Source organism: Qipengyuania sp. (assembly GCF_043423005.1).
Classification (GTDB): Bacteria; Pseudomonadota; Alphaproteobacteria; order Sphingomonadales; family Sphingomonadaceae; genus Qipengyuania.
Genome location: NZ_JBHWMI010000088.1, coordinates 21,970 through 33,320 on the forward strand (window position 1 = coordinate 21,970; position 11,351 = coordinate 33,320).

Genomic DNA, 11,351 nt, shown 5'->3' on the forward strand with positions numbered 1-11,351 from the left:
AGTTACGATCGAAAAAGCTTACATTCAGCGGGGGTAACATGATGAAGATCGATGAGAAGCTCGAAGGCATACTGAACCAGGTTCTGAAGAGGAACGCTGGTGAGGCAGAGTTCCACCAAGCGGTTACCGAGGTTCTGGAAAGTCTCGGGCGCGTCGTTGCGAAGAACCCGCACTATCTTGAAGACTCCCTGATTGAACGCCTTTGCGAGCCTGAGCGCCAGATCATCTTCCGCGTCCCCTGGGTGGACGACAAGGGACAGGTCCAGATCCATCGCGGCTTTCGCGTGCAGTTCAACTCGGCCCTGGGGCCCTACAAGGGGGGATTGCGGTTCCACCCTTCCGTCAATCTGGGTATCATCAAGTTCCTCGGGTTCGAGCAGATCTTCAAGAATGCACTCACGGGCCTTCCGATCGGCGGTGGCAAGGGCGGCTCGGATTTCAATCCGCGCGGCCGATCCGATGGCGAGATCATGCGATTTTGCCAGTCGTACATGACAGAGCTGCATCGGCACATGGGCGAATATACCGACGTACCTGCTGGCGACATTGGTGTCGGCGGGCGCGAGATCGGCTACCTGTTCGGTCAATACAAGCGCTTGACCAACCGATACGAAGCCGGGGTTCTGACGGGTAAGGGCCTGGCCTATGGGGGGTCGCGGGCGAGGGCCGAGGCCACCGGCTACGGCGCGGTCTATTTTGTCGAGCGCATGCTTGGGACAGCGGGAAGCAGCTTTGCGGGAAAGCGCGTGGTGGTTTCCGGCTCGGGCAACGTCGCCATCTATACGATCGAGAAGATCAACCAACTGGGCGGGAAGGTCGTCGCCTGTTCGGATTCCAGTGGTTTTATCGTCGACGAGGAGGGGATCGATCTCGAACTCCTGAAGGATATCAAGGAGATCAGGCGCGATCGCATATCTACCTATACGTCCGGACGCGCGGGTTCGCGTTTCATTGATAACGGATCGATCTGGACCGTGCCTTGCGATGTGGCCATGCCGTCAGCGACGCAAAACGAACTTACCGGGAAAGATGCGCGCGCATTAATCGACAATGGCGTTGTGGCGGTTGGAGAAGGCGCCAATATGCCTTCGACGCCGGAAGCGGTCAGGCTGTTCCAGGACGCGGGGGTTCTCTTTGCCCCGGGCAAGGCGGCCAATGCCGGCGGGGTTGCCACCTCTGCGCTGGAAATGCAGCAGAATGCATCGCGCGACAGCTGGTCTTTCGAACAGACGGAGCTTCGGCTGGCGGAAATCATGCACTCGATCCACGATGCCTGCGCCACGACAGCTGAAGAATACGGAGCCCCCGGCAACTACGTGCTGGGTGCCAACATAGCCGGTTTCGTGCGGGTCGCGGAGGCAATGCGCTCGCTCGGCGTGATCTAGGCCGGAGGGCTCGATGCGCGCGTCCGGCTGAGTGGCGGCTTGGTTGGGGGCGCCTGACGAAAGCCCAGTGGTTCGCGGCCGAGTGCCGGGCAGCCAAAACATCTTCGAGGCTTAGGCGAAAAGGTCGATGCGGTAGTTCGGACGGGTCCGATGCTCGGCCACCCGCCAACCTTGACCACCGAACAGATCGACCGCACGATCGCCGCCAATCGGAAGATCGTTCGGCCCGGTCCAGTTGACCAGCAAGCACTTCCCGTCGTCGGCAAGAGCCTGCCGCGCCAGCGTTGAGGCGCGGACGATCTCATCGGCGGAGAGAAAATAGAGCACTTCGGAAAAGACGATCAGGTGGAACCGCCCCGCCGGCCAGTCACGGGGCACCTCGCCATGCTGGAACGTTACATGCGGCTGGCCCTGCAATCGCTCTCTTGCCAGCCGAAGCGCCTCGGCCGAGACATCGATGGCGACAAGCCTTTCGCAGATCGGCGCCAGCCGCTCGGTAAGGATGCCGGTCGAACAGCCGATCTCCAACGCGCTTGCGAAGCATTGCGTGCCCAGCGCTGCCATGGTCTCGTCCCGCTTGGCCTGTTCATAGGCGCTGGTCTCGACCTCCCACGGATCGGGGTTGGCGGCATAGAGTCGGTCGAAGGTCGCCGCGCGTTCGGAGGGGGGCTCAGTCACGCAGGAAGATCTCGGGATGGGCGGCGAAATGCTCGGTCAGGGCGTCGGGCATGCGGAAGGCCTTGGGATCGTCGTCGATCAGGTCGGTGAACTGCGAGCGGTGCGCGGCGATCGCAGCGCGCTTGCGGGGAAGGTGCGGGGCGGATGCGAACAGGCGCAGATCGGCTTCGCGATGCGCCGAGCCTTCGTCGAAGCGGCCCCACACCGGATAGCGCCACAGCACTGCGTCGAGCCGGCTCGCCAGGCGGCGGCCGAGCGTGGCGGCGGTCAGGTGGTCGCAATGCGGGTCGTGCTCCCACGTCGTCCAGACCGCGCGGGGTTCGAACGGGCGTGCGAAATCCAGCGCGCTTTCGACGTGGTGCGCGGTAAGATCGCGTTCCTCGCTGCACCCGTCCGGCAGGCCGAGGCGTAGGACGGGTATTTCAGCCCCGCCGGCAAGCTCGGCCAGCGACTGGGCAAGCTCGCCCTGCCGCAACGCGATCAGCCGCTCGCGCTCGAACCGGGCCGAGCCAGTGTGCGAGCCCTCGCCATCGGTCAGGAGCAGCACCCCGATCCGCCGCCCGGCATCCGCGGCCGCGGCCAGCGCCAGGCCGCAGCCGAGCGCCTCGTCATCGGGGTGGGGGACCACAACCAGAAGCCCGCCGGGCGGGGTCAGTTCGTCGAGCGAGGCGTGGGGCGCACCTGTCGCATCGCGCAGCAGTGATCCGGCGGCCTCGCGCGGCACCGTCACAGCTCCTCGATCCGGGTGCCGGTGTCGAGTAGCGTGCCGACCGCCCGCGCGCGTTTCGCGTCAGGCGCGGCCTGGCACAGGAACAGCGCGAGGTCGCGGCGCATCCGCTCGATCACGCTGCCCTCGACATGGGCCGCCATGCCGAGCGCGCGTTCGGCGGCTGCGATGACCTCGCGGCAACTGCGCTCGGTCACCTCGCGGGCGAACAGCGACAGGGCCGCCTTGCGCGGGTCAGCGCCCTCTGCCTCGACCTCGCTCGCGGCCCGCAGCAGCCACAGCCGCGCGGTCTCTAGCGCCATCGCGCTGACGGCGATGCGGTCCTGCTGATGCGGGTCGCCGGTGCGGCCAAGGCCGACGAGCGTCTCACAGACCGCGTCGTGCAACGCTTCCGCCCCGCCGAGATGCGCGGCGCAATAGCGCCACACGCCGCCCTCGAAGAAGGGCTCGCGGTAGTAGTCGCTTGCTTCACCGAGGAGGGCGTTGGGCGGCAGGGCGAGGCCGGTAAAGTCATACCTGCCCGAGCGGGTCGCCCGCATTCCGGCCATCGTCCAGCCGGCGGGATCGGCGCGCGTGTCGTCGTCGGTGGGGACCAGCAGCAGCCGGTCTCCTGCCGTCACGACGGCATGGCGTACGATGCCCAGACCCGAGGCAAAGCGCTTTGCACCTTCAAGGATCAGCGCATCTCCCTCATCCCGTAGTGCAAGCGGGCGGGCAGGATCGTCCGCCCCCCAGACCCCGAACAACACCCCGTCGCGAACAGCTGCGAAGCTTTTCTCGCGCAACTCCTCAGCTGCATAAAGCGCGACGAGCTTCACCGCGTTCATGTGCCCTTCGAAAAGTCGCGCGACCGAGAGGTTGCTCCGTCCAAGACCGCGCAGGGCGTCGAGAGCGGCAAGCGTGCCGCCCGGCTCGGTGCCCCACCCCGCCCCGCCCGCCGCGTGCGGGAGGCAAGCCGCGAGCCACCCCGCCTGGTGGAGCGCCGCAACATCGGCGGCCACATCGCCTTCGCGGTGATCGGCGGCACCCGCACGGGAGGCGATGGCGGCAAGCAGCGCCGGCGCGGCGGGATCAGGCGACATCGCTCAGCCCTTCGTAGTCCCCGCCGTCCTCACCTGCGAGAAGGGCCTCGGCGATGGCGAGCTCGCGCAGCACCTCGGCGTAATGCATCCGGGGTAGCTGCGATTGCGCGTCGCAGCGAAGGCGCTCGGCAAACAGGCGGAAGCGCTCGTGCCCCGCGGGCAAGGCGTTCCACAGCGCCGCGCGCCGCCTCAGCGCGCGGACTGGGATCAGCGCCTCGTCGCAGGCCGGATCGGGATGGGTCGCGCGTTCGCGCAAGGCGGTGGCGCAGCCACCATCGGCCCGCCCCTCGAAGCGGCCCGAGGTCACCGTCCCGCCGTCCTTAAGCTCGCCGATCGCGAACCCGCGCTCCAGCACCGCCTGGGCAAGCGCCTTGTCCTCGCCCACCGAGGGGGTCGGCAGGCCGCCGAGCGCGCGATAAGCTGCCGCGCATACTGCCATGCTGGCGCCCGATGCGCGAACCGCGAAGGGCGGCGTATCGGCATCGGTCCAGCGGCGCCACAGGCGGCTGCTGGCAGCGAAGAAGTCGCGCTCAGCATCGCCTACCGCCCGCACCCGTGCGGGCAGGGCGGCAAGTTCGGCCTCGTCCAGCCGGATGTCCTCCCACAGCAGCTGGCAGCCCTGCTGCCACAGGGCAACCATTCGGGCGGCCCAGTCGGGCGCGACCCGGCTGTCGGCATCGCTCGTCAGCAGCAGCCCGCCAGGGACGAGCCGGGCCGCCACATCGAGCGCCAGCCGGCGCGCATGCGGAGCGTTGCGGATCGCGGGGTCGAACGCAACATCGGCGAGGCACAGCGGTACCCCGCCCTCCGCCGCCCAGGCCCGGATCAGAGCAGCGGAGGCATCGCTGCTGTTGTTGACCACCGCGACGAGGCCGCCCGCTTGCGGGGCTGCCTTCATCGCGGCCCCCAGCGCGGCGAGCGTGCGCGGCAGGTAGCCCTCTTCGTTCCGCACCGGCAGCGCGACTGCGTAATCGAGCGGCTCGGTAACGTTCTGCGCGAAGCCGCGCACCGTCACCCGCCCGCCGAACGGCGCCGCGGCGAGGAGTGCAGCAAGGTGGTCTGCGCCGAAACGGAACCCGGCATCGACTTGTGGCGGAGGCATATCGCAGTATTTCAGGGCGGCAGTCCTCGCTGAAGGGGGCCTAACCGATACGCGCGACGGCCCCCTCGGTTGCCGAACCATCCTTGGTGGGCTTTGTGGCAGGGGCCTTCGCGTCGACCCGGGTTGACCAAGCTGGACCCATCTCGCAAGCGGCAGCGATGCTGGATCCGACCCCGCTCCCGCCCCCGCCCCCGCCGGCCCTGCGCGAGATCATCGCCGCCGGTCCAGCGGCGCTGTTCCTCGATTTCGACGGAACGCTCGTGGAGATTGCGTCCACACCCGACGCAATCGTGGTGCCGGAGGGTCTCGCCGCCAATCTCGTTCGGCTGTCGGCACGGCTCGAGGGGCGGCTGGCGATCGTCAGCGGGCGCGACTTGACCGACCTTGCGCAGCATCTAGGCGAACTGCCGATCGCCTGCGCCGGATCGCATGGCGCATCGCGGCGGGGCGCGGATGGGACCGCGCTCGATGCGACCGCTCTCCCGCTCGACTCTACAGTGATCGCCGAGGTCGAGGCTTTTGCCCGCAGCAGCGGCGCGCGGTTCGAGCGCAAGGCCCATGGCGCCGCACTCCATTCGCGCACCGCGCCCGAGCTGGAAGGGTGCAGCCGCGTCTTCATGCAAGGCCTCGCCGCGCGTCACGGTCTTGCCTTTAAGCAGGGCAAGTTCGTCGCCGAGCTCGCCCGGCCGGGTGCCGACAAGGGCGCCGCAGTGCACGCCTTCATGGCAACGCCGCCGTTCGCGGGCGCGCGCCCGGTCTTCATCGGCGATGACGTGACCGACGACGACGGCTTTGCTGCGGTCCGCGAACACGGCGGGATCGCCATTGCGGTAGGAGAGAGGCCCGCCCCGCTCGCCCAATTCGCCCTTGCCGATCCGGCGGCGGTTAGCGATTGGCTTCGCGCATGACCGCGCCTCCCACCACGACCCTCGACCTGTGCCCCATCGGCAATTGCCAGGTTTCGGGCTTGATCGACCGCGGCGGCGGGCTCGTCTGGGGCTGCGTGCCGAAGGTCGATGGCGACCCCGTCTTCTGCAGCCTGCTTGGCGGCGAGCAGCAGGATCGCGGCGTCTGGCGGTTCGAACTCGTAGGGCAGGTCGCGGTCCGCCAGAGCTACGTGCGCAATACCCCGATCCTCGTCACCCGGCTGGAGGCCGCAGACGGCAGCGCGGTCGAGATCACCGATTTTTGCCCGCGGTTTGAACGCTCGGGGCGGATGTACCGCCCAGTCGCCTATGTCCGCACAGTGCGTCCAGTCGCCGGAGCGCCGCGGCTAAAGGTCACGCTCTCGCTTGCTCGCAATTACGGGGCCGAGACGGCGCCGACCGTGCGCGGCACCAACCATGTCCGCTTCCTCGGTGCCGAGGAGGGGCTGCGCCTGTCGACCGATGCGCCGGTCGGCCATGTCCTTGAAGGGCGTCCCTACCGGGTCGAGAGCGACCAGCACTTCTTCCTCGGCCCCGACGAGCCGTTCAGCGGCAACTTGCGCGCCGAAACGCGCGCGATGGAGGAGCAGACCCGCAAGTACTGGCAGCTGTGGGTTCGCGGGCTCGCCACCCCGCTCGAATGGCAGGACGAGGTGATCCGCTGCGCCATCACCCTCAAGCTTTGTCAGCACGAGGAGACCGGCGCCATCGTCGCGGCGCTCACCACCTCCATTCCCGAGGCCCGCAACAGCGAGCGCAACTGGGACTACCGCTATTGCTGGATCCGCGACAGCTACTACACCGTGCAGGCGCTCAACCGGTTGGGCGCGCTCGACGTGCTGGAAAAATATCTCGGTTTCCTGCGCAACGTGGTCGATGCGGCGAGCGACGGGGACATCCAGCCGCTCTATTCAGTGATGGGGGAAGGCCGGCTCGACGAGGCGATCGCCGAGCACCTGCCCGGCTATCGGGGCATGGGCCCGGTACGCGTCGGCAATGCCGCCTATCTCCAGCGTCAGTACGATTGCTACGGCCAGATAGTTTTGCCGAGCGCGCATGCCTTCTTCGACCGGCGCCTGCTACGGATGTCGGACGAGCTCGATTTCGCCCGGCTGGAACTGGTCGGCGACGTTGCCTGGGCCATGCATGACAAACCCGACGCGGGGCTGTGGGAATTCCGCACCCGTACCGAGGTCCACACCTATTCGGCGATGATGTGCTGGGCCGCGTGCGACCGCCTCGCCAACATCGCCGAACGGCTCGGCAAGGCAGAGCGACAGGCGCTGTGGAGCGAGCGTGCCCGCACCATCCGCCAGACGATCGAGAGCCGCGCCTGGGTCGATGACGAGGACGGCGGCCATTACAAAGCCAGCTTCGAGAGCGATTACATCGATGCAAGCCTGCTCCAGCTTGCCGAGGTCCGCTATATCGCACCCGATGATGTGCGCTTCCAGGCGACCCTGCACGCGGTCGAACGAGAGCTTCGCCGCGGCGAACACATGCTGCGCTATGCCGCCGAGGATGATTTCGGCAGCCCGGAAACTGCCTTCAACGTCTGCACCTTCTGGCTGATCGAGGCGCTCCACCTCGCCCGCCGCGATGACGAGGCGCGCGAACTGTTCAAGCGGATGCTGGGCCATGCCACCGCATCGGGCCTGCTATCCGAGGACATGGATTTCGAGACCGGGGAGTTGTGGGGGAACTTCCCGCAAACCTATTCGCTGGTTGGGGTGATCAACTGCGCCGTGCTGTTGTCCAAGAGTTGGAACACCATCCGCTGATTCTCCTGTGACTCGCCTAGTCATCATGTCGAACCGGGTGGCCGCGCCGAACTCGCGCGGCTCTGGCGGAGCGCAGGGTGGGCTGGCCGGTGCGCTTCTCGGGGCGTTGAAGAGCCGCGGCGGCCTGTGGTTCGGCTGGTCGGGAGAAACCGCTGAGGCGCCGTCGAACGAGCCCGCCGTCGTAACGCAGGACGGCGCCACTTTCGCCACCGTCGATCTCAGCCCCGAAGAGATCGCCGACTATTACGAAGGCTATGCCAATTCGACGCTATGGCCGCTGTTCCACGACCGGCTCGACCTTGCCGAATACGAACGCGATACGGGCATCGGCTATGAAGCGGTAAATGAACGCTTCGCTGACTGCGTCTCGCCCATGTTGCGGGCCGACGATGTCGTCTGGGTCCACGATTATCACCTTATCCCGATGGGCGATGCGCTGCGCCGCCGCGGCTTTCGCAACCGGATCGGGTTCTTCCTTCACATTCCCTGGCCGCCGACCCGGCTGCTGACCTCTCTCCCCCATCACGAACGGCTGGTGCGCGCGCTTCTCGCCTATGACGTGGTCGGCTTTCAAAGCGCGGAATGGCTCGACAGTTTCCAGCATTACTGCGCCAAAGAACTCGGGGCGTCGGTCGGCGAGGACAGTGGCGAAATCAGGATCGACGGGCATTGCACAGTGGCCCGGAGCTTCCCCATCGGGATCGATTTCGACCATTTCATCGGCCTAGGCGAGACCGGGGAGGCGCGCCAGACGGCCCAGCGCCTCCTTTCGAGCACGCGCCGCCGCACCGCCATGATCGGCGTCGACCGCCTGGATTATTCCAAGGGCCTGCCCGAGCGGCTCGACGGGATCAGCCGCTTCTTCGAGCGCCATCCCGAGCAGGTCAACGACCTGGTCTTCATCCAGATCGCCCCGCCCAGCCGCGAGGATATCGAGAGCTACCAGCAGATCCGCGCCGTGCTCGAGCAGAAGGCCGGGCAGATCAACGGCGCCTACAGCCGGATCGATCTGGTGCCGGTGCGCTACGTCAATCAGGGGCTTTCGGCAGCGGAACTTTTCGGGGCGTTCCGGGCCTGCAAGATCGGCCTCGTGACCCCGCTGCGTGACGGGATGAACCTGGTGGCGAAGGAGTATGTCGCGGCGCAGGACCCGGAAGATCCCGGCGTGCTGATCCTCAGCCGCTTCGCCGGGGCGGCAGAGCAGTTGACACAGGCGCTGCAGGTCAACCCGCACAGTCCCGACGACATCGCGCGAAACATCGCGATCGCCCTCGAAATGCCGCTCGACGAGCGCAAGGCCCGCTGGCAACCAATGTTCGAATGCGTCCGCACGCAGAACCTGGAAGTCTGGACGCGAACCTTTCTTGACGCACTCGTTTCGTGCGGCACGCCGATAGCACCGTCTGATATTAACAGCCCAGGTTCGACATCGCTGTCGTGATTTCCTTAGGCCTCAGAGAATCGAACGGGCGTTTCGATGGAAAACTTTCAGAATTTGATCGACGTTTGGGCTGCTGAAACAGCAGACTGAAAGCGTAAAGCAGTGACTGCCTGAGAGCATACGATCCGAAGTGCGATCCAGATAAACCTACTTGAGACTGACTATCTTCGTTTTAGCTCACCTAAAGTCGAAGATCTACTCTCGACTGTTTAGAAAACGTTGGAGAGCCTCGTTATGAAGAACTGCCACTATGATGCTATAAGCAGTGTAACCGTAAAGGGCTGAGCAAAGAAGTCCGGACGTCTTTTTGCGTTTGAGTTGCTTGCTTATAAAGACGATGGCGGAGAGGGTGGGATTCGAACCCACGTTACGGTTGCCCGTAAACCGCATTTCGAGTGCGGCGCATTCGACCACTCTGCCACCTCTCCGTGCCGGGTACGCCAAGCGGGCCGGGGCCCGGGTCGAAGCGAGGGCGGCGGTTAGCCTGTCGGCTACCGCTTGCCAAGCCCTTTCGCGCATCCCCATGGGGGACAGTCGCTTGCACCGCCTTGTCTATGCGGCCGCCTCACCCATATGTTGTGAACATATGGACAAGGTTTCCTATTTTTCCGCCCAGGCCGGTCGCACGATCGAGGTTCCCCGTCACGTCAAGACGCGCTTCACCATCGGCGACGTGGTGCGGCACAAGGCGTTCGACTTTCGCGGGGTCATCTTCGATGTCGATCCAGTTTTCGCCAACAGCGAGGAATGGTACGCCTCGATCCCCGAGCCCATCCGTCCGGACCGCGATCAGCCCTTCTATCACCTGCTCGCGGAAAGCGATGACAGCGACTACGTCGCCTATGTGAGCCAGCAGAACCTCATTGCCGACGCGCTCGGCGGGCCGGTTTCGCATCCGGATGTCCATGACTATTTCGAGATGTTCGAAGACGGGCGTTACCGCATGCGGCGCAAGCTCACCCACTGACAGGGCGGGTCAACTGCGGATCTTCCATCCGGACTTGAGCACCCGGTAAACCCCCCAGGCGAGGGCGACGTTGAAGACCGCCAGCCCGATTGCGCCGTGGATCACCGCCTGATTGGTGTTGCCGATATCGCTTTCGCCCAAGAAGCCGAAACGAAAGCCCGAGATCACATAGAAGAACGGATTGGCCCGGCTGATCGCCTGGAACAGGGGCGACAGGTTGTCGATGACGTAGAACGTGCCCGACAGCAGGCTCAGCGGTGCGATGACGAAATTGGTGATCGCCGCGTTGTGATCGAACTTCTCTGCCCAGATCGAGGCGAGCAGGCCGATCAGCGCCAGCATCGTCGCCCCCATCAGCCCGAACCAGACGACAGCCCAGGGATGCGCGAGTTCCAGATCGACGCCCGGATAGAATGCCATCGCAGCCGCCACCGCCACCCCGACTGCCACGGCACGGGTGATCGCCGCCGCGACGATCCCGGTCATCAGTTCGCCTGTGGACAGCGGCGGCATCAGCAGGTCGATGATCGTGCCCTGGATCTTGCCGGTGAGGAGCGAGAAACTCGAATTGGCGAACGCATTCTGCATCATCGCCATGACGATGAGGCCGGGCGCGATGAAGGTCGCGAAATTGACACCCAGGATCGTGCGGTCCGACCGGCCAAGGGCGACGGTGAAGATGACCAGGAAAAGGAGTGTCGTCACCGCAGGCGCCCAGATGGTCTGGGTCTGCACCTTTAAAAACCGCCGCACTTCCTTTAGATAAAGGCTCCACAGCCCAACCCGGTTGACCCCAGTGATTATCGGCACCCCGCGTGCCGGAAACCGGGCGACGGGCGGGGCATCACCGGGCGGGGGCGACTGTCCCTCGCGACCGGTATCGAACGAGGCGGGTTGCACTTGATCGGTCATGGCGTCGCGCCTAGGGCCGGGCACCCTCGCTGGCAAGCGCGCCCGGGCGCAAGAAGGATTGCAGGATCTTGGTATGAGCTGGACCGACGAACGCATCGCGACCTTGAAGAAGATGTGGGAAGGCGGGTCGACCGCCAGCCAGATCGCCGAGGAACTGGGCGGGGTCAGCCGCAATGCGGTGATCGGCAAGGCGCACCGTCTCGGCCTCAAGGCACGCCCGTCCCCGGTCAAGCCGGGCGAGAAGAAGGCCGCCCAGGAAAAGCTGGCAACGCCGCGCACCTCCGCCGCACCTGCGACCAAGCCGGCAGCGCGCCCGGCGGCTGCCAAGCAGCCAGCGGCGCGGCCACATA

11 protein-coding genes and 1 tRNA gene are annotated in these 11,351 nt (G+C 65.8%); 6 read left to right on the forward strand and 6 right to left on the reverse strand.

All coding sequences use genetic code 11. The annotated features are described in order from the left end of the window. Positions 1-38: 38 nt before the first annotated feature. Entirely contained in the window at positions 39-1,385 is a 1,347-nt protein-coding gene (gene gdhA / locus ACHFFA_RS12015) for an NADP-specific glutamate dehydrogenase (protein ID WP_394271069.1), read from the forward strand. Positions 1,386-1,496: 111 nt separating this feature from the next. On the opposite strand, the gene ACHFFA_RS12020 is transcribed toward gdhA, so the two are convergent. From ACHFFA_RS12020 to ACHFFA_RS12035, 4 genes are read right to left on the reverse strand one after another with little or no spacing between them, the layout of a single operon-like run. Next, on the reverse strand, positions 1,497-2,063 hold the full coding sequence (locus tag ACHFFA_RS12020; protein WP_394271070.1) for an SAM-dependent methyltransferase: 567 nt from the start codon (positions 2,061-2,063) through the stop codon (positions 1,497-1,499). Next, positions 2,056-2,787, reverse strand: coding sequence for a PIG-L deacetylase family protein (locus tag ACHFFA_RS12025; RefSeq protein WP_394271071.1), 732 nt, complete (start codon positions 2,785-2,787; stop codon positions 2,056-2,058). The genes ACHFFA_RS12020 and ACHFFA_RS12025 overlap by 8 nt, the downstream gene beginning before the upstream one ends. Before the next feature lie 2 nt (positions 2,788-2,789). Continuing rightward, positions 2,790-3,872 (reverse strand): acyl-CoA dehydrogenase family protein, encoded by a 1,083-nt coding sequence (locus tag ACHFFA_RS12030; protein WP_394271072.1) that lies wholly within the window; start codon positions 3,870-3,872, stop codon positions 2,790-2,792. Next, on the reverse strand, positions 3,862-4,974 hold the full coding sequence (locus ACHFFA_RS12035) for a glycosyltransferase (RefSeq protein WP_394271073.1): 1,113 nt from the start codon (positions 4,972-4,974) through the stop codon (positions 3,862-3,864). Before ACHFFA_RS12035 ends, ACHFFA_RS12030 begins: the two co-directional genes overlap by 11 nt. A 158-nt stretch (positions 4,975-5,132) precedes the next feature. Between ACHFFA_RS12035 and otsB the strand changes: the two genes are divergently transcribed. Genes otsB through ACHFFA_RS12050 form a run of 3 tightly spaced genes read left to right on the forward strand, consistent with a single transcriptional unit; the run spans position 5,133 to position 9,122 of the window. After that, complete coding sequence (gene otsB, locus ACHFFA_RS12040) at positions 5,133-5,882, forward strand: trehalose-phosphatase (RefSeq protein ID WP_394271074.1); 750 nt, start codon at positions 5,133-5,135, stop codon at positions 5,880-5,882. Further along, complete coding sequence (locus tag ACHFFA_RS12045) at positions 5,879-7,681, forward strand: glycoside hydrolase family 15 protein (RefSeq protein WP_394271075.1); 1,803 nt, start codon at positions 5,879-5,881, stop codon at positions 7,679-7,681. Before otsB ends, ACHFFA_RS12045 begins: the two co-directional genes overlap by 4 nt. A 7-nt stretch (positions 7,682-7,688) precedes the next feature. Then, entirely contained in the window at positions 7,689-9,122 is a 1,434-nt protein-coding gene (locus tag ACHFFA_RS12050; RefSeq protein WP_394271076.1) for a trehalose-6-phosphate synthase, read from the forward strand. Between the two features lie 338 nt (positions 9,123-9,460). On the opposite strand, the gene ACHFFA_RS12055 is transcribed toward ACHFFA_RS12050, so the two are convergent. Then, positions 9,461-9,550: transfer RNA gene (locus ACHFFA_RS12055), tRNA-Ser, on the reverse strand. Between the two features lie 158 nt (positions 9,551-9,708). On the opposite strand from ACHFFA_RS12055, the gene hspQ reads away from it, so the two are divergent. Further along, positions 9,709-10,089 carry a heat shock protein HspQ gene (hspQ, locus tag ACHFFA_RS12060; protein ID WP_394271077.1) on the forward strand — a complete coding sequence of 127 codons (381 nt, stop codon included), beginning with the start codon at positions 9,709-9,711 and terminating at the stop codon, positions 10,087-10,089. Positions 10,090-10,098: 9 nt separating this feature from the next. On the opposite strand, the gene ACHFFA_RS12065 is transcribed toward hspQ, so the two are convergent. Then, positions 10,099-11,001, reverse strand: coding sequence for an ABC transporter permease (locus tag ACHFFA_RS12065; protein WP_394271078.1), 903 nt, complete (start codon positions 10,999-11,001; stop codon positions 10,099-10,101). Positions 11,002-11,074: 73 nt separating this feature from the next. On the opposite strand from ACHFFA_RS12065, the gene ACHFFA_RS12070 reads away from it, so the two are divergent. Continuing rightward, positions 11,075-11,351, forward strand: a 277-nt coding sequence (locus ACHFFA_RS12070) for a GcrA family cell cycle regulator (protein ID WP_394271079.1), incomplete at its 3' end; no start/stop codon positions are given.

Excerpts from the sequence above, each read along its gene's own strand:
- otsB (WP_394271074.1), top strand. The coding sequence starts at position 5,133 with ATGCTGGATCCGACCCCGCTCCCGCCCCCGCCCCCGCCGGCCCTGCGC.
- gdhA (WP_394271069.1), top strand. The coding sequence starts at position 39 with ATGATGAAGATCGATGAGAAGCTCGAAGGCATACTGAACCAGGTTCTG.
- hspQ (WP_394271077.1), top strand. The coding sequence starts at position 9,709 with ATGGACAAGGTTTCCTATTTTTCCGCCCAGGCCGGTCGCACGATCGAG.
- ACHFFA_RS12035 (WP_394271073.1), bottom strand. The coding sequence starts at position 4,974 with ATGCCTCCGCCACAAGTCGATGCCGGGTTCCGTTTCGGCGCAGACCAC.
- ACHFFA_RS12045 (WP_394271075.1), top strand. The coding sequence starts at position 5,879 with ATGACCGCGCCTCCCACCACGACCCTCGACCTGTGCCCCATCGGCAAT.
- ACHFFA_RS12065 (WP_394271078.1), bottom strand. The coding sequence starts at position 11,001 with ATGACCGATCAAGTGCAACCCGCCTCGTTCGATACCGGTCGCGAGGGA.
- ACHFFA_RS12030 (WP_394271072.1), bottom strand. The coding sequence starts at position 3,872 with ATGTCGCCTGATCCCGCCGCGCCGGCGCTGCTTGCCGCCATCGCCTCC.